The organism is Streptomyces diastatochromogenes (assembly GCF_002242805.1).
Lineage (GTDB): Bacteria > Actinomycetota > Actinomycetes > Streptomycetales > Streptomycetaceae > Streptomyces > Streptomyces diastatochromogenes.
Map to the genome: position 1 here is coordinate 18,981 of NZ_MCGQ01000022.1, position 16,447 is coordinate 35,427.

19 protein-coding genes are annotated in these 16,447 nt (G+C 72.5%); 7 read left to right on the forward strand and 12 right to left on the reverse strand.

What is annotated here, in order from left to right:
• The first annotated feature begins 62 nt into the window (after window positions 1-62).
• Window positions 63-1,013 (forward strand): NADP-dependent oxidoreductase, encoded by a 951-nt coding sequence (locus BEK98_RS25185; protein WP_208643218.1) that lies wholly within the window; start codon window positions 63-65, stop codon window positions 1,011-1,013.
• Between the two features lie 10 nt (window positions 1,014-1,023).
• On the opposite strand, the gene BEK98_RS25190 is transcribed toward BEK98_RS25185, so the two are convergent.
• The gene (locus BEK98_RS25190) at window positions 1,024-2,130 is read right to left on the reverse strand and encodes an NAD(P)-dependent alcohol dehydrogenase (RefSeq protein ID WP_094218944.1); all 1,107 of its coding nucleotides are present in this window, start codon (window positions 2,128-2,130) and stop codon (window positions 1,024-1,026) included.
• A 23-nt stretch (window positions 2,131-2,153) separates the two neighbouring features.
• Window positions 2,154-3,611 carry an aldehyde dehydrogenase family protein gene (locus BEK98_RS25195; RefSeq protein WP_094218945.1) on the reverse strand — a complete coding sequence of 486 codons (1,458 nt, stop codon included), beginning with the start codon at window positions 3,609-3,611 and terminating at the stop codon, window positions 2,154-2,156.
• A gap of 105 nt (window positions 3,612-3,716) precedes the next feature.
• Between BEK98_RS25195 and BEK98_RS25200 the strand changes: the two genes are divergently transcribed.
• Together BEK98_RS25200 and BEK98_RS25205 are read left to right on the forward strand one after the other, a co-directional pair.
• Window positions 3,717-4,145, forward strand: a complete 429-nt coding sequence (locus tag BEK98_RS25200) for a MarR family winged helix-turn-helix transcriptional regulator (protein ID WP_094218946.1) — start codon at window positions 3,717-3,719, stop codon at window positions 4,143-4,145.
• A gap of 152 nt (window positions 4,146-4,297) precedes the next feature.
• Window positions 4,298-4,678: an anti-sigma factor antagonist gene (locus tag BEK98_RS25205; protein WP_094218947.1), complete on the forward strand. Its 381-nt coding sequence runs from the start codon at window positions 4,298-4,300 to the stop codon at window positions 4,676-4,678.
• A gap of 9 nt (window positions 4,679-4,687) precedes the next feature.
• Here the strand turns inward: BEK98_RS25205 and BEK98_RS25210 are convergent, their stop codons facing one another.
• Window positions 4,688-5,641: a ribose-phosphate diphosphokinase gene (locus tag BEK98_RS25210; protein WP_094218948.1), complete on the reverse strand. Its 954-nt coding sequence runs from the start codon at window positions 5,639-5,641 to the stop codon at window positions 4,688-4,690.
• A gap of 157 nt (window positions 5,642-5,798) precedes the next feature.
• On the opposite strand from BEK98_RS25210, the gene BEK98_RS25215 reads away from it, so the two are divergent.
• The gene (locus BEK98_RS25215) at window positions 5,799-6,461 is read left to right on the forward strand and encodes a DUF4230 domain-containing protein (protein ID WP_094218949.1); all 663 of its coding nucleotides are present in this window, start codon (window positions 5,799-5,801) and stop codon (window positions 6,459-6,461) included.
• 14 nt (window positions 6,462-6,475) lie between these two features.
• Here the strand turns inward: BEK98_RS25215 and BEK98_RS25220 are convergent, their stop codons facing one another.
• The 6 genes from BEK98_RS25220 to BEK98_RS25245 are packed head-to-tail and all read right to left on the reverse strand — an operon-like array spanning window position 6,476 to window position 10,273.
• Window positions 6,476-8,242 (reverse strand): complex I subunit 5 family protein, encoded by a 1,767-nt coding sequence (locus BEK98_RS25220; protein WP_094218950.1) that lies wholly within the window; start codon window positions 8,240-8,242, stop codon window positions 6,476-6,478.
• Window positions 8,242-8,589, reverse strand: coding sequence for a sodium:proton antiporter (locus BEK98_RS25225; protein WP_094218951.1), 348 nt, complete (start codon window positions 8,587-8,589; stop codon window positions 8,242-8,244). The genes BEK98_RS25220 and BEK98_RS25225 overlap by 1 nt, the downstream gene beginning before the upstream one ends.
• A gap of 10 nt (window positions 8,590-8,599) precedes the next feature.
• Window positions 8,600-9,340 carry an MnhB domain-containing protein gene (locus tag BEK98_RS25230; protein ID WP_094218952.1) on the reverse strand — a complete coding sequence of 247 codons (741 nt, stop codon included), beginning with the start codon at window positions 9,338-9,340 and terminating at the stop codon, window positions 8,600-8,602.
• Window positions 9,337-9,597, reverse strand: coding sequence for a Na(+)/H(+) antiporter subunit B (locus BEK98_RS25235; protein WP_094218953.1), 261 nt, complete (start codon window positions 9,595-9,597; stop codon window positions 9,337-9,339). The genes BEK98_RS25230 and BEK98_RS25235 overlap by 4 nt, the downstream gene beginning before the upstream one ends.
• Before the next feature lie 44 nt (window positions 9,598-9,641).
• The gene (locus BEK98_RS25240; RefSeq protein ID WP_094218954.1) at window positions 9,642-10,094 is read right to left on the reverse strand and encodes an MrpF/PhaF family protein; all 453 of its coding nucleotides are present in this window, start codon (window positions 10,092-10,094) and stop codon (window positions 9,642-9,644) included.
• Window positions 10,091-10,273: a hypothetical protein gene (locus BEK98_RS25245; RefSeq protein WP_094218955.1), complete on the reverse strand. Its 183-nt coding sequence runs from the start codon at window positions 10,271-10,273 to the stop codon at window positions 10,091-10,093. Before BEK98_RS25245 ends, BEK98_RS25240 begins: the two co-directional genes overlap by 4 nt.
• A 242-nt stretch (window positions 10,274-10,515) precedes the next feature.
• Between BEK98_RS25245 and BEK98_RS25250 the strand changes: the two genes are divergently transcribed.
• Window positions 10,516-11,073 carry a VanZ family protein gene (locus BEK98_RS25250; protein WP_094218956.1) on the forward strand — a complete coding sequence of 186 codons (558 nt, stop codon included), beginning with the start codon at window positions 10,516-10,518 and terminating at the stop codon, window positions 11,071-11,073.
• A gap of 116 nt (window positions 11,074-11,189) precedes the next feature.
• Window positions 11,190-12,422, forward strand: a complete 1,233-nt coding sequence (locus tag BEK98_RS25255; RefSeq protein ID WP_094218957.1) for a ricin-type beta-trefoil lectin domain protein — start codon at window positions 11,190-11,192, stop codon at window positions 12,420-12,422.
• A 12-nt stretch (window positions 12,423-12,434) separates the two neighbouring features.
• Here BEK98_RS25255 and BEK98_RS25260 read toward each other — a convergent pair whose 3' ends face one another.
• Window positions 12,435-12,680 (reverse strand): hypothetical protein, encoded by a 246-nt coding sequence (locus BEK98_RS25260; RefSeq protein WP_094218958.1) that lies wholly within the window; start codon window positions 12,678-12,680, stop codon window positions 12,435-12,437.
• Window positions 12,681-12,824: 144 nt separating this feature from the next.
• Between BEK98_RS25260 and BEK98_RS25265 the strand changes: the two genes are divergently transcribed.
• Window positions 12,825-13,859, forward strand: coding sequence for a PHP domain-containing protein (locus BEK98_RS25265; RefSeq protein WP_094218959.1), 1,035 nt, complete (start codon window positions 12,825-12,827; stop codon window positions 13,857-13,859).
• 233 nt (window positions 13,860-14,092) lie between these two features.
• Here the strand turns inward: BEK98_RS25265 and BEK98_RS25270 are convergent, their stop codons facing one another.
• Both BEK98_RS25270 and BEK98_RS25275 read right to left on the reverse strand, forming a co-directional pair.
• Window positions 14,093-15,382 carry an ROK family transcriptional regulator gene (locus BEK98_RS25270; RefSeq protein ID WP_094218960.1) on the reverse strand — a complete coding sequence of 430 codons (1,290 nt, stop codon included), beginning with the start codon at window positions 15,380-15,382 and terminating at the stop codon, window positions 14,093-14,095.
• Between the two features lie 92 nt (window positions 15,383-15,474).
• Window positions 15,475-16,446: a phosphotransferase family protein gene (locus BEK98_RS25275; RefSeq protein ID WP_094218961.1), complete on the reverse strand. Its 972-nt coding sequence runs from the start codon at window positions 16,444-16,446 to the stop codon at window positions 15,475-15,477.
• Window position 16,447: the final 1 nt, after the last annotated feature.

A 16,447-nucleotide genomic window follows, 5' to 3' on the forward strand; every position in this document is an offset into this window, starting at 1 on the left:
CTATCGAAGCTTGGCAATCGTGCCATTTTCCGGACGGGCGAACCCCGGCAGGCTGGGTGACCATGAGCGATGTGAACACGATGCGTGCGATCAGTCAGGACGTCCTCGGCGGTCCCGAGGTGCTGAAGGAAGTACAGGTGGAGCGGCCGGCGCCGCGTCCGAACGAGGTGCTGGTCCGGGTGCGGGCCGCCGGGGTCAACCCGACCGACTGGAAGCACCGGGCGACCGGCGGGTTCCTGGGCGAGCCGCCGTTCGTCCTCGGCTGGGACGTCTCCGGCGAGGTCGTGGCGACCGGGATCGGGGTGGCTGCCTTCCGGCCCGGCGACGAGGTCTTCGGCATGCTGTCCTACCCCTTCGGCCACGGCTCGCACGCCGAGTACGTCACCGTCCCGGCCCGCGCCCTGGTGCACAAGCCGGCCTCCGTCGACCACGTCCAGGCGGGCGCGCTGCCACTGGTGTCGTTGACCGCCTGGCAGGCGCTGACGGAGCACGCGGGCCTGAAGCCCGGGCAGCGGGTGCTGATCCACGCGGCGGCCGGCGGGGTCGGGCACGTGGCCGTGCAGATCGCCAAGGCGCTGGGTGCGTATGTGATCGGCACGGCGAGCGCCCAGAAGCACGACTTCCTGCGGGAGATCGGCGTGGACGAGGCGATCGACTACCGGTCCGTGGACGTCACCGAGGCGGTGCGGGACGTGGACGTGGTGCTGGACACGCTGGGCGGCGAGACGTCCGTGCGGTCGCTGCGGGTGCTGCGTCCGGGCGGGGTGGTGGTGTCCATCCTTCCGGTCGGTGACCAGGACTTCTACGACGAGGCCGAGCGGCTCGGTGTGCGGGCGGTGCGGATGCTGGTGGACGCCGACCGGTCGGGGATGCGGGCGGTCGCGGACCTGGTGGAGCAGGGCAAGCTGCGGGCCGCGATCGCGGGCACGTTCCCGCTGGCCGATGCCGCCAAGGCGCACGAGCTGGGCGACACCGGCCGGACGACGGGGAAGCTGGTCCTGCTGGTGGACTGAGCCTTGGGGCTCAGAAGGTGAGTACGGGCTTGATCGCCTTGCCCGCGGTCATGTCCCGTACCGCCCGGTCGATGTCCGCGAACGGATAGGTGCTGATCAGGCGGTGCAGCGGGAGCCGCCCCTCCCGCACCAGCCGGACCAGGGCCGGGATGAACGCCTGGGTCTCGCTGTCGCCCAGGGTCAGGCCGACGATCCGCTTGCCCGCGAGCAGCCCGTTGACGTCCAGGGAGACCTCGGTGCCGAAGGGCGGGGCGCCGACGACGACCAGGGTGCCGCGGGCGGCGAGCGCGTCGACGCCCTCGCTCAGGACGCCTACGTTGCCCGTCGTCTCGACGACGCCGTCGGCGCCCCGGTAGCCCGTCAGGTGGTGGATCGTCTCGGGCACGCTCTCCTCGGTCGCGTCGATGGTGTGCGTCGCGCCCAACTCCTCGGCGAGTGCCAGCCGTTCGGGAACCCGGTCGACGGCGATGATCGTGGTGGCCGGGGTGAGCGCGGCCGCCATCACCGCCGACAGGCCGACCGCTCCGGCACCGAGGACGACGAGCGAGCTGCCGGCCTCCGGCTTCAGTACGTTCCAGACGGCGCCGACTCCGGTCTGCACCCCGCAGCCCAGCGGGGCGATCGACTCCAGCGGCACGTCCGGGTCGACCTTGACCAGACTGCGCTCGTCCACCAGGGCCCGCTCCGCGAACGAGGACTGGCCGAAGAAATGGCCGCCGAGCGGCTCTCCGCCGCGGCTGACGGTGTGGGTGCCGTCCGCCCGGCGGCCGCCGATCAGGTTGAGCGGCAGCCAGGTCGCACAGTAGGCGGGGTGGCCGCCGTGGCAGGTGCGGCACGCCCCGCAGGAGGTGAAGGACAGCACGACGTGGTCGCCGGGGGTCACACCGGTGACCTGGGAGCCGACGGCCTCGACGACGCCGGCGCCCTCATGGCCCAGAACTCCCGGGAGCGGGAAGGGCAGTGCGCCGCTCGCCACGCTGAGGTCGGTGTGGCACAGGCCGGTCGCCACCATGCGGACCAGCGCCTCGTGCGGTCCGGGCGCGTCGAGTTCGACCTCGCTGAGCGTGAAGGGCGCTCCACCGGACTCGACGACGGCGGCACGGGTGGTGATGGACATCCTGAACTCCTCGGTGATGCCGCTCAGTCGAGCGAGACGACGACGGACTTGACCTTGGTGTAGGCGGCCAGCGCCTCGGGGCCGTACTCGCGGCCGAACCCGGAGTTCTTGACGCCGCCGAACGGTACCGCGGGGTCGAGCAGCGCCCAGTCGTTGACCCAGACGATGCCGGCCTGGAGGCGGGCCGCGATGCGGTGGGCGCGGGCCAGGTTGCCGGTCTGGACGCCCGAAGCCAGGCCGTAGGGCGTGGAGTTGGCGAGCGCTACGGCCTCGTCCTCGGAGTCGAAGGGCTGCACGGTGAGGACGGGCCCGAAGATCTCCTCCTGGACCACCCGGGAGTCGTTCGGCAGGTCGGCGATGACGGTGGGCCGGTAGTAGAAGCCGCCGTTCAGGTCCAGGCGCTCGCCGCCGCAGACGATGCGGCCGCCCTCCTTGCGGGCGAGGTCGACGTACTCCTCGACCTTGCGCAGGTGCCGCTCCCCCGCCATCGGGCCGACGACCGTGTCCGGGTCGCGCGGGTCGCCGACCGGGACGCCGGGGACGGCCTGGGCGAGGATGCCGAGCAGGGTGCTGTAGACCGGGCGGGCGACCAGCAGGCGGGGGCCGCCCATGCAGAACTGGCCGGTGTTGAAGACGAATCCCTTGATGACGGCGCCGACCGCCTTCTCCAGATCGGCGTCCTCGAAGACGATGTGGGCCGCGTTGCCGCCGAGTTCCATGGTGACCGGTTTGAGGGCCTGGCCCGCGGCGCCGGCCACGTGCCGGCCGACGGCGGTGGAGCCGGTGAAGGCGATCTTGTCGACGCCGGGGTGGGCGAGCAGTGCCTCGCCGGCCACCGGGCCGCTGCCCGTGACGACGTTGACGACGCCGGCCGGGACGCCCGCCTCGGTGAGCAGCCGGGCCATGTACAGGGCGCTGAGCGGGGTCTCGTCGGCGGGCTTGTGGACGACGGTGTTGCCGGCGGCGAGGGCGGGGCCGAGCTTCGAACCGGCCAGGATCAGCGGGAAGTTGAAGGGGGTGATGGCGGCGACCACGCCGAGCGGCTCGCGCCGGGTGTAGGCCAGGGCGTTGAGGGGGGTGTCGCGGGTGGCGCCGTCGAGGGTGAAGGCCAGGGAGGCGTAGTACTCGTAGTCGTTTGCCGCGTTGGCGACGTCGACGGCCCTGCACAGGGTGATCGGCTTGCCCACGTCGAGGCTTTCCAGGGCCGCCAGTTCCTCGGCGTTCTCCCGGATCAGCTCGGCCACGCGGTGCAGGACGCGACCGCGCTCCCGGCCGCTCAGCCCGGACCACTCCCCCGCGTCGAAGGCCTCGCGGGCGGCGCGTACGGCGGCGTCGACGTCGTCGGCGCCCGCCTCGGCGACGGTGGTGACCGCCTGCCCGGTGGACGGGTCGATCACCTCCCTGCGGGCGCCGCCGGTGGCCTCGCGCCAGTGTCCGCCGATGAACAGCTGGCCCGGACCGGTGTCGATGGTGGTCGTCATTGCCCACTCCCCAGCATAGATCGCCAAGTTTTCAATAAACAGGATTCCTGTTGGTCTGCAGTCTCGTTTCGGTCAGGTTTCCTGTCAATGGTCTAGGGTGGGCGCATGGTCGGTACAAGGACAGGCCCGTCACTGCTCTACATGGTCAAGCAGGTGGAACTCGCCGCGCGCTCCCGCCTGGACGAGCTGGTCAAGCCCGCCGGGATCACAGCCCTGCAGTACACGGCCCTCACGGTGCTGGAGCGGCACGACGGTCTCTCCGCGGCCCAGCTCGCCCGTGACTCGTTCGTCACCGCCCAGTCCATGGCCGACCTCGTGCGCTCCCTGGAGACGCGTGGACTGATCCGCCGCGAGCGCAATCCGCAGAGCCGGCGCGAGCTGCTGATCCTGCTCACCGACGCCGGGCGCGAGCTGCTGGCGCACTTCGCCGAGCCGGTGCGGGAGCTGGAGGAGCGGATGGTCGAGGACCTCACGACGCATCAGCGGGAGCAGTTCCGGCGGGCGCTCTCGAAGGCGTGGCACGCGCTGTCGTAGCCCCGCGGAACCCCGCCGTCCTCATCCCGGAACGACACGCGGCGCCAAACTCGAAGACATATGTCAATCGAACATGCTCAAATTCCTTCCATCGAGGGTAACTTGACGGTCGAGAAAAGGTTTTCCAGGCGCGCGTGGGAGGTGATGCCGTCGTGCAGGAGGAGCCCACGCCGCTCACTCGGCATCTGCGCATACGCGAGGACCGCGGACACACGGTGCTGGAGTTCCGCGGCGAGATCGACATCGCGGCGGCGACGGAGATCACTCCCGCCCTGGACCGGGTCACCGACCGGCCCGGGGTCCGGATCGTGATCGACCTGCGGTCCGTGGAGTTCTTCGACTGCTCGGGGCTGCGCCTGCTCTACCGGGCCCGCAGCCGGGTGCTGGAGCGGGGCGGGCGGCTGCACCTGGTGTGCGCCCACCCGCTGACCCTGCGGGTCTTCCGGGTCACCGGGCTGTCCCGGTTGCTGCCGCCGCAGCCGACGCTGGACGCGGCCCTGGAACAGTCCGAGGCCGCGTCCGGCTCACTGTGACGACGGCGTCTAGGCGCTCCTCGAGTCCTCGAACAGGGCGCTCACGGACTCACCGTTGTGAATACGGCGTACGGCCTCGGCGAGCGCGGGGCCGATGGAGAGGATGCGCAGCTTGTCGGTGTGCTCGTCGAGGGGCACCGGGACGGTGTTGGTGCACACGATCTCCAGCACGTCGGGCTGCTCGCTCAGCCGCTTGAGCGCACCGGCCGCGAACAGGCCGTGCGTGCAGGCCACCCGGATCGAGCGCGGCCCCAACTCCCGCAGTTTTTGGAGGAGTTCGATGACGGTGCTGCCCTTGGCGATCTCGTCGTCCAGCACGATGACGTCCCGGTCGGCCACGTCCCCGATCACGGAGCTGATGCTCACCCGGTCGTCCGCGAACCGCTGTTTGGCGCCGGCCGCCACCTGTGCGCCGATCAGCCGGGCGAAGGCGGCGGCCTCCTTGGCGTTGCCGAGGTCCGGGGAGACGACCGTGGTGCGCGTGAGGTCGTACTGCCGGAAGTGCGCGGCCAGTTCGCGCAGCGCGTGCAGGTGGTCCACCGGCACGGAGAAGAAGCCGTGCACCTGCGGCGCGTGCAGGGTCATCGCGAGGACCCGGCTCGCGCCCGCCGCCACCAGCAGGTCGGCGACCAGCCGCCCGCCGAGGGAGATGCGGGGCGCGTCCTTCTTGTCGGAGCGGGCGTAGGAGTAGTGGGGCATGACCACGGTGATCCGGCCGGCCGACGCACCCCGGGCCGCGTCGCACATCAGCAGCAGCTCCACCAGGTGCTCCTGCACCGGCCTGACCAGCGGCTGGATCAGGAAGACGTCCCGTTCCCGGCAGTTGGCCTGAAGCTGCACCTCCAGACAGTCGTTGGCGAACCGGCTGACCCGGGTCGGGCTGAGCGGCACACCCAGGTGGGCGCAGACCTCCTGGGCCAGTTCGGGGTGGGCACTGCCACTGAAGACGGCGATGTCTCGCACGATCCGCTCCTCGCATGATCAACACGGGCTGCGCCGGTCATGCTACTGGCGACGCGAGACGGCCTGGCGCCTACGTCATTCGGTGCCAATCCGTCAACGCAGCGGTCTGGAACGGTATCCGGTGGGAATCCGGTGAGGAGGAAGGAGGGCCGTCGACATGACGACTTCCGAAACGCGGCTCCCCCGACGCATGCCCGGCTGGGCCCGGGCACTCACGGCGTTCGTGCTGGTGCTCGCGGTGCTGTTCGCCGGGATCAGGCTTGCCGTGCTCCCGGGCGTCAAAGACCTGTTCGGTACCGAGTCGCACGACCGTTCCGGCCCCGCACTCCTCAAGTCCATTCAGGACATGAGCCGTTACGACGCCGCCTCCGGCACCTTCCAGGTCGTCGTGGACCTGGAGAAGAACGCCAAGTACCTGCCCGACGCTCTCCACGGCAGCCGCACCCTGTACGTCGGCGCGGGCACCGTGGACGCGTACGTCGACCTCGGCCGGGTCGGCGAGAAGGACGTGTCGGTCAACGGCGACCGCACCTCGGCCACGCTCCGGCTGCCGCACGCCCGGCTCGGCAGGCCGGCCCTGGACCCCGACCACTCCTACGCCGTGTCCAAGCAGCGCGGTCTGTTCGACCGGCTCGGCGACCTGTTCTCGGACAACCCCAACAGCGAGCAGGCGGTGCAGAAGCTGGCGGTACGACACATCGGCGATGCCGCGCGCAGCAGCGGCTTGACGGCGCGGGCCGAGACCAACACCACCGGCATGCTGCAGGGCCTGCTGCGCTCTCTCGGCTTCAAGGAGGTACACGTCCGGTACGGATCCTGATCCGCTCCCGCCGATCAGCCGCCCAGCACGCCCGGCAGGGTCAGCGCGCCCAGCACGGTGGCACCGACCAGGAGCCAGGCCACGTAGTCGCCGACGTGGCCCGACTGCAGGCGGCGCAGGGGCAGCGCCCAGTCCGGGGTGGCCAGCCGGCGCGGGCGGGTCACGGCGAGGGCGGCGAGGCCCACGGCGAGCAGGGTGGAGACCAGGCCCAGCAGGATGCCGTGCGGCGTCCAGTGGACGGAGGTGTGGGCGCCGCCCGACCCGGCCTCGTTGACCGAGCGGGCCACCACTGCGGCGAGGCCGGGGGCCACGCCGACGGCGAAGGCGGCGGCGAGCAGCACGGCGGGCACCGCGGTCATGGAGTCCGGGATACGGCTGAGTCTCCTGCCGGTCTCGGGCCGCTCGTCGGACCCGCTGGTCTCGTACGCGGCGTCCTCCGGGCGCGGCCCGAGCCCCAGGAACACCCGGGCGGTGACCCGCAGGACGGCGCCCGCGGTCACCGCGGAGGCGAGCACGTACACCAGGGTGAGCGGGCCGCCGACCGCCTCCTCGGTGATCGCCTTGCCGAGGGCCGTCCCGAAGGGCGGCAGGCCCGCCAGCGCGAGCCCGCCGATCGCGAACATCACCCCGAACGCCCGCATCCCGCGCGCCCTGCCGTGCAGGGCCTGCTCGTCGACGCTGCCGAACCGGTCCAGGAGGGCGCCGGTGCAGGCGAACAGCGCGGCCTTCACTCCGGCGTGTCCGAGGAGGTACAGGGCGATCCCGTCGTCGCCCTCGGGGGTGAGCACGCCGAGGCCGACGAGGAACAGGCCGGTGTGCGCGACCGTGGAGTAGGCGAGCAGCCGTTTGATGTGCCGCTGGTACCAGCACATGACGGCGCCGATCGCGGCGGTGAGGACGCCCAGGGTCACCAGGGCCCGGGTCAGGTCGGCGGCGGGGATGCCGCCGGGTCCGGCGAAGACGGTGCCGTACACGCGCCAGACGCCGTAGGCGCCGAGTTCGACCATGACGCCGGACAGCAGCATGCACACCGGGGTGGGCGCGACCGCGTGCGCGTCGGGGAGCCAGAAGTGGAACGGCACGGCGGCCGCCTTCACCAGCAGCCCGGTCATGACCAGCACGAAGGCGGCGAGGACGAGGGCGTCCGGCCCGCCCTGGCCGGCCGCGTCGTCCAGGCCGCGCCCGATCTTCGTCATGGCCAGTTCGCCGGTACGGGCGTACAGCAGGCCGATGCCCATCAGCATCGCGTACGCGCCGAGGGAGTTGACGACGCCGAAGGTCAGCGCGCCCTGCACGGCCTTCGGCTCGTCGATCCGGTAGCCGGTCAGCGCATAGGCGACGACGCTCATCAGCTCGAAGAACACGAACGCGTTGAACAGGTCGCCGGCGAGCGCGAAGCCGCACATCGCCCCCTGGAAGACCAGCATCAGCGCGGGGTACGAGCCGGCGTGGCCGCGCGGCGGCTCGTCGAAGTAGCGCCAGGAGTACACGAGGGCGGACAGGGTCAGCAGCGAGTCGAGCGCGGCCATGCCCAGCGCCGGACCGTCCCCGACCAGCACGATGCCGACGCTCTCCCCGTCGACGGGCCGCCAGCCGCCGACCCATTCCACCAGCGGCGGCGCGGAGTTGAGCAGCAGCACGAGGGCCAGGGCGGCCGTGGCGCCGGAGACGGCACACCCGGTGGTCTCGGCGACGGCCCGGGGCAGCCGGCGGCCCGTGGCCACCAGCAGGGCGGCCCCGAGCAGCGGCACCGCGAAGAGCAGCGGGAGCAGGTGGTGCATCAGCCGCGCAGCTCTCTCAGCTCGTCCGGGTCGAGGGTGCCGTGCCGCTTGGCGATCTGCAGGACCAGGGCGAGCAGCAGCGCCGTGACGGTGGCGCCGACGACGATGTCGGTGAGGGTGAGGGCCTGCACGATCGGGTCGACGACCGGCCGGGACCCCGGTGCAAGGTCGGAGAAGACCGGCGCGGTCGCCCCGTCCCGGTAGCCGACGGCCAGCAGCAGGACGTACGTGGACGACTGGCACACGGCCAGGCAGCCCACGGTGTGGATCAGGTTGCGGCTGGTGGCGAGGCCGTAGCAGCCGGTCAGGAAGACGTAGGCGGCGACCAGGTAGGGAAGGACGTGCATCACGGCGTTCTCAACTCCCCCGTTCCTCCTCGATCTCGACGGCCTGGTCCAGGAACCCCGCGAGCAGCAGGACGACCGCGCTCGCCACCTCCATGCCGACGGCCGCGTTCAGCAGGGGGACGGTGCCGCCGGAGGACAGCGTGTTGAAGGTGCCGTACGGCAGCAGTGTGTTGGCCAGGAACGCGGTGCCCGCGAGGAGGCCGGCGAGGCCCAGGACGGCGTAGGCGGAGACGGCGAGCGCGTCGCAGACGTCGAACACACCGAGGGGGCGGACGCGTTCCAGGGCGCGGTAGTCGGCGCCGAGGTACAGCAGGTGCAGGGCGGTCGCGGCGACGACCCCGCCCTGGAAGCCGCCGCCCGGGCTGAGCTGGCCGTGCGCGATGACGTAGAGGCCGGTCAGGAGGGCGACGGGGAGCGCGATCAGGGCGTAGCGGCGGACGGGCAGGGCCACTTCGGCGGGTTGCGGCTGCGCCCGGTGCTCGTCGCGGGCCTCGCGCAGGAGCACCAGGCAGCCCAGGACGGCGGCGAACAGGATGCTGATCTCGCCGAGGGTGTCGTAGGCGCGCTGGTCGAAGTTGAGGGAGGCGATCGTGTTCGCGGTGTGCCGGGCGAGGGAGGCAGCGACCGCCCGTTCGCCGTACGGGTGCCGGCGGCCGCCGAAGGCGGGCAGGTCGAGGCAGGCGGCGACCAGCAGGGCGGCCACCCCCGCGCCGCCGACGGCGAGCAACCACAACCGCAGCCGCTGGCTCACCGCGCGCGGTCCTTCGCCCGGGCCTGCCGTCTGACCTTGCGCACCGAGAGCATGATGAGCAGCGGGGTGAGCGCGGAGCCCACGGCCAGTTGCGACAGGCCGACGTCCGGGGCCTGGAGCACGGTGAACAGGACGGCCAGGACGACACCGAGCACGGACAGCACCAGGGCCTGCCGGGCCGGTTCGCGCTGGGCCACGGCGGCGGTGGCGGAGGCGGCCACGAGCAGCAGGGCCACGACGATCACGGCATCAGCCATGCCGCATCCCCTCGCGGCCGCCCGGTACGGCGACGCCCCCTGCGTTAGGCACCTCGCACCCCCCGGAACCCGCCCGCCAGTGCCCGGGACGCGATGACGTTGCCGCCGATCAGCAGGGCGCCGATCAGGAGCAGCTTCACCATCGCCCGGCTCGGTCCGGTGGCCACGCACACGGCGACCACGACCGCGGCGCTCAAGCCGGCGGCGGCCCAGGTCAGTGTCCAGGCGCGCGGCCGGTCGTCCAGCAGTTCGTCGGCGAGCAGGCGGGCGAAGACGAGGGTGCCGACCGGGCCCAGCAGGGCCATCAGCAGGGCGAGGTCGACGTAGGAGGGGCGGCCGTAACCCTGGGCGAGGAGCAGCAGGGCCGGGCAGACCGCGGAGGTGGCGAGGTTCTGGGCCATGACCCGGCGGGGCAGCGGGCCGGTGGCCGTCCCCCACAGGGCGGCCGCCCCCGCCCCGCCCAGTTCGACGGTCGCCGCGAGGAGCCAGCCGTTCACCGCCAGGTCACCGCCCGCCGCCCGGCCCGGGCCGCCAAGGCCCCCACGGCGGCGGCGCTCGCGCCGACGATCCGCTCCAAGGTGTCGACCGACGAGACGAGCACCAGCCACAGCAGGGCGAGCCCGGCCCACCAGGCCAGGAGTTCGCCCACGGCGAGAAGCGTGGTACGCCCTGTCATCCGCCACCTCCTCGGTCCGCTCCGCCCGACTGCGCGGGCCTGTGTCCGCTCAGCCGCTCGGGGCATCCAAGCACCGCCCGGCCGGGTGCGGGGCGGCGGCGCGCGGACCCGGGTCCCGAGTGCCCCGGGAGCGTGAACCGAATCCGCCGGCGCGCACCCGGCGTCGTCCGGGCGGCGGCATCCCGGGCCGTTGTATGGGTAACCGCCTTACAGCAGCGGGAAGTTGAAGACCGGAGGATCTCATGGCCCGTACCGCCCTGCGCCTGCCCGGGTTACTGCGCGCCCCGAAGAAGCGGGAGCGGGCCGAGGAGGCCCGCCCTCCAGCCACACGGCACGCGCTCATGCTCCCCGTGCGGCTGCTGGCGATGCTGGTCGCTTTCGCGTTCATGGTGGCCTTCGCCGTGATCCTGGCCCGGCTCACGCTTCAGCCGTCCCCGGCGTCGGTGCCCCTGACACACAGCAATCTGCACCCGGGCCGCTCGCTGCGGGCCTACGCGGATCACGCGCAGGTACGGGACGCCGTGAGGCAGATCGGCGGGAACGTGCTGCTCGGTGTGCCGTTCGGGGTGCTGGTGCCGGTGCTCGCGCCGCGCGCGCGAAGGGTGCTCCAGGTGCTGGCGTTCACCGCGCTCGTGATGCTGATGGTGGAGCTGGTCCAGGGGGCGCTGGTCACCGGGCGGGCCTTCGACATCGACGACGTCATCCTCAACACCGCGGGAGCTCTGGTCGGTTGGCTGCTCCTCGGGTGGCGGCTCGGGCGTGCGGTGCATGCGCGCGTGCGCAGGACGCCGGCCGATTGATCGTCAGCGAGAGGTCCGTACCAAGGTATTGACGCCCACTTATCTCACTTCTTAAATCAAGAGGCGTCACGATTCCCTGTCAACGCATCACACACCCCCACGTGAAACGGAGAGCCATGGCCTCCCCCCGCCTCCTCCGCAGATGTCTGTTCGCCGCCCTGTCCGCAGCGCTCGTCGCCTCGGCCGCCGTCGGTCCGGCCCGGGCGCAGACCGCGGCCCCGGCGGCCGCGGCGGTGACCACCTTCTCCGACACCTTCGACGGGGCCGCGGGCTCCGGGGTCGACTCCTCGAAGTGGACGCTGGAGACCGGCGACAACGTCAACAACCACGAGCGGCAGTACTACACGTCCGGGACCAGGAACGCGGCCCTGGACGGGCAGGGCCATCTGGTGATCACGGCCCGGAAGGAGAACCCCGCGGGCTACCAGTGCTGGTACGGCAGCTGCCAGTACACCTCGGCCCGGATGAACACCGCCGGGAAGTTCAACGCGCAGTACGGCCATGTCGAGGCGCGGATGAAGATCCCGCGCGGGCAGGGCATGTGGCCCGCGTTCTGGATGCTCGGCACCCCGGTCAACTGGCCGGACTCGGGTGAGATCGACGTGATGGAGAACGTCGGGTTCGAACCCTCGACCGTGCACGGCACCATCCACGGCCCGGGCTACTCCGGATCGGGCGGCATAGGCGCCGGCTACTCCCTGCCGGGCGGGCAGGCCTTCGCGGACGCCTTCCACACCTTCGCCGTCGACTGGGCGCCCGACTCGATCACCTGGTCGGTGGACGGTAACGTCTACCAGCGGCGCACGCCCGCCGACCTGGGCGGGAAGACCTGGGTGTTCAACAAGCCGTTCTTCCTGATCCTGAACCTGGCGGTCGGCGGCTACTGGCCGGGCGACCCGGACGGCTCCACGCAGTTCCCGCAGCAGCTGGTGGTCGACTCGGTGTCGGTGACGACGAGCGACAGCGCGGCCGGTGTCCCGATCCGGGGCCTGGCGGGCAAGTGCGTGGACGTGGCCGGCGCGAACTCCGCCAACGGCACCCCGGTCCAGCTCTACGACTGCAACGGCACGGTCGCGCAGGCGTGGACGGTCGGCTCGGACGGCACGATCCGGGCGCTCGGCAAGTGCCTGGACGTCACCGGCAACGGCACGGCGGACGGCTCGACCGTCCAGCTGTGGGACTGCTCGGGCGGCGCCAACCAGAAGTGGGCCGTCTCGGCGGCGCACGACATCGTCAATCCGCAGGCGAACAAGTGCCTCGACGTGACCGGGAACAACGCGGCCAACGGCACCCGGCTGCAGATCTGGACGTGCTCCGGCGGCGGCAACCAGAAGTGGACGGTCGGCTGAGCCGCGTCCGGATCAGATGAGTGTCCAGTGGTACTGGCCGCCGCCCACCCAGCGGACCGCGTCCGGGTCGTTCAGGTCGTGGATCGTGATGCCGTGGGTGGCGGCGACCTCCAGCACGTCGGTCGCGGTCCTGGCCCGGCCGACCACCTGACCGTCGATCTCCACCACCCGGAAGGGCGGCTCCCCCGGCTTGCCCGGGCACACGCCGTGCACCAGGACCCGCGGATGGGAGATGTAGGGCACTGCTTGTTCGGTCATGCAATAGAGCGTAGAACGCAACCGGCGCCGACGACTCGTCCGCGGGAGCCGTCCAGGAGAGGGAGGGGGCGCCCAGGGCCGCTGTGGTCGCGGAGCGTCGTCGGCTGCGGAACCCTGGAGGGGCATCGCGCGCTGGAGGTGACCATGGATCCCGTCGCGGCCCTGGACCGGATCGCCTTCCTGCTGGAGCGGTCGCTGGCGCCCACCTACCGGGTGCGCGCCTTCCGGACCGCCGCCCGGGTGCTGTCCGCGCTGCCCGAGGACGAGGTCGCAGAGCGGGCGGCGGCCGGGACGCTGGAGTCGCTGAAGGGGGTCGGGCCGAAGACCGCGCAGGTGGTGCGGGAGGCCCTGGCCGGGGAGGTGCCCGGCTATCTGCGCACGGTGGAGGAGGAGAGCGGCGGGCCGCTCACCGCCGAGGGCGGCACCGAGCTGCGGGCGCTGCTGCGCGGGGACTGCCACACGCACTCGGACTGGTCGGACGGCGGCAGCCCGATCGAGGAGATGGGGCGTGCGGCGGCCCGGCTCGGCCACGAGTGGACGGCCCTGACCGACCACTCCCCCCGGCTGACCGTGGCCCGGGGCCTGTCCCCGGAGCGGCTGCGTGAGCAGCTGGAGGTGGTGGCGGAGCTGAACGCGCGGTGGGCGCCGTTCCGGCTGCTCACCGGCATCGAGTGCGACATCCTGGAGGACGGCTCGCTGGACCAGGAGCCCGAGCTGCTGGAGCGGCTGGACGTGGTGGTGGTGTCCGTGCACTCCAAGCTGCGGATGGACTCCCGCTCGATGACCCGCCGCATGGTGGCCGCCGTACGCGATCCGCACGCGGACATCCTCGGCCACTGCACGGGACGCCTGGTCACGGGCCGTGGCCGGCCGGAGTCGGAGTTCGACGCGGACGAGGTGTTCGCCGCCTGCGCCGAGTCGGGTACGGCGGTGGAGATCAACAGCCGTCCCGAGCGGCTGGACCCGCCGCGGCGGCTGTTGCGCCGGGCCGTGGCGGCCGGGGTGCTGTTCTCGGTCGACACCGACGCGCACGCGCCCGGCCAGCTGGACTGGCAGATCCTGGGCTGCGCCCGGGCCGAGGAGTGCGGGGTGTCCGCCGAACGGGTGGTGACCACCTGGCCGGCCGAGGAGCTGCTGGCCTGGACGCGGGAGGGCCGTACGCCGACCCGGGCGTCATGAGAAAGCCCCGACCGTGACGGGGGAATCACGGCCGGGGCGGCCAGGTGGTGGGCGCGGACGGCGGTCGCCTCTCGGCGAAGGGCACCACAGGGCTTCAGCCGAACGATCGTCCCTGTGAGCGAATGGTGAGGCCCGGGGACACTGTCCCATCCGCACCCACGGCTGGTTCAACGGGCAACCACCTTCTGGTGTTCCAGCCGGCTGCCGTGAGGTGCGTCACGCCACTCCCCCGGTCAGCGCGGTGCCCGTTCCTGCAGCGCGGCCCGCCAGGCGGGGTGCCGGTCCTCGGTGGCCTGTTCGGCGCGGCGGCCGCCGCGCGCGAAGAAGTCGGCCAGGGGCAGGATCGCCGCGCCGACGGTGACCGCGTCGGGGCCGAGCCGGCCGAGGTCGATGCCGACCTTGTCGGCCGGGTACCGCAGGGCGTACGTCCTCGCGTGGCGGCGTACGGCGGGCAGGAACCGGGTGCCGAGCTGGAGTCCGGCCCAGCCGCCGATGAGGATCCGCTCGGGCTGGAAGAGGTTGATCAGGTCGGACAGGCCGGCGCCCAGGTACTCGGCGGTCTCCTCCAGGACGGCGAGCGCGACCGGGTCGGGTTCCCGGTCCTCGGCCGGGTAGGCGGCGGCGAGCATCGCGGTGAGCGCGGTCTCCTCGTCGGCGCCCTCGGGCGGCCGTCCGCCCTCCTCGCGCCAGCGGGCGAGCAGCGACTCGGCACCCGCGTAGGCCTCCAGGCAGCCGGGCGCACCGCACCGGCAGCGGCGCCCCCGCACCCGTACGGTCAGGTGGCCCCACTCGACGGCCCGCCCGTGCTCCACCTCGGGGGTGACCAGGCAGGCGCCGACACCGGAGCCGAAGAGCACCACCACCGCGTTGCGGGCGCCGCGTCCGCCGCCGAACCACATCTCGGCCTGGCCCAGGGTCTTGGCGCCGTTGTCGATGAAGTACCGCACGTCGTCCGGCAGTCGGGAGGTCGAGCGGAGCAGCTCCTCCAGCGGGACCGCGTCCCAGCCGATGGTCTGCCCGTGCACGACGGCACCCCGGTCCGCCGTGTGCTCGACGATGCCCGGGACGCCGACGCCGACACCGAGCAGCCGCTCGGGCGAGGCCGCCTCGGCCTCCAGGACCTCGGCGATGCCGTCCCGGATGTGGCCGACGATGACGTCGACGTCGTAGCCCTGCTGGGTCAGCGGGCGTTCGGTGCGGGCGAGTTCGGTGAGGGCCAGGTCGAACAGCTCGACGCGGACGCGGGTCTCGCCGACGTCGACGCCGATCATCTGGCCGCTGTGCGGCGACACGCGCAGCAGGGTGCGGGGGCGGCCGCCGTCGGAGTCGACGCTGCCGGCCTCCTCGACCAGTCCGTCGGCGACGAGGTCCGCGACCACGTTGCTGACCGAGCCGGAGCTGAGTCCGGTGACCGGGCCCAGCTCGAAGCGGCTGAGCGGGCCGTCGAAGTACAGCCGTTGCAGCACGGCCGTGCGGTTGCCCCGTCTGAGGTCGCGTACCGTTCGCCCGTTCCGCCCCGCCATGTGGCTCCCTTCGAACCCTGTCCCGACCTGCAACATACCCCTCGGAACCGGCTGCACGCGACTTTCCGCCACCCCTTATTTCATGTGATGAGCTAAGCGCCGGCCGCCTTGATCTCGTCCAGCGCGGCGACGAGTTCCGGGGCGACGGCCTCCTGGACCCAGCGCTCGTGGCCCTCGTCGACCGCCCGCGGGACCGTCTCGACCAGCATGATCAGGTAGAGGTAGGCCCGGTAGAGGGCGAGCCGGAGGCGCTCCGCGCGCCCGAGTGCGGCGTGGCCGCCACCCTGCCGGTAGCCCGCGAGGAAGGCCTCGTCCTTCTCGATGTCGTCCAGCAGGGCGAGGGAGACGAAGTCGGCGAGGGGATCGCCCCAGAACATCCGCTCGCCGTCGATGAGGCCGCCGATGCGGGGGCCGTCGGACGTGCGGTCGACGAGGATGTTGCCCTGCCACAGGTCGAAGTGGACGGGGCGCGGAACGGTAACCTCGTCCAGGGCGTCGTGCGCGGCCCGGGCGGTACGGGCCACCTCGTCGGCGGGGCGGGGCAGCCGGGCCCGGTAGCGGCGGGCGTCGTCCAGGACCGCGTCGAACATCGCGGTGAACGCCGTCCGCCAGTCGGGGGCGAGCGGGCCGAGGGCACCGGACGGGTAGCCGTAGCCGGGCCCGGTCACCCGGTGCAGGCGGGCGACCTGACGGCCCAACTCCCCGCGCAAGTCGGCTCGTTCGGCGTCGGTGAGGGAGTCGTCCCAGGGTGCGCCGGGGCAGGCGGTCTGCAGCAGGTGCCGTACCTCGGGGGTGTCGTCGGCGTGGAGTGTGCGGGGTGCGGGAACGCCGGCCTCTTCGGCGGCGCGGCTGAACACCGCCTCGGAGTGCAGCAGCCGGGCCTCGTAGCGCAGGCCCGGTGCGGTCGGCGCGGCCTTCAGGACGCAGCGGGTGCCGTCGGTGAGCCGCAGTTCCTCAACGGTGTTGTAGGTGCCGCCGGCCAGCGGGCGCACCCCGGCCAGCCGGCCGGGGTCGATGCCCGCCGCGGTCAGGACCCGCCGGGCCCGCTCCTGCGACTCCCCCATC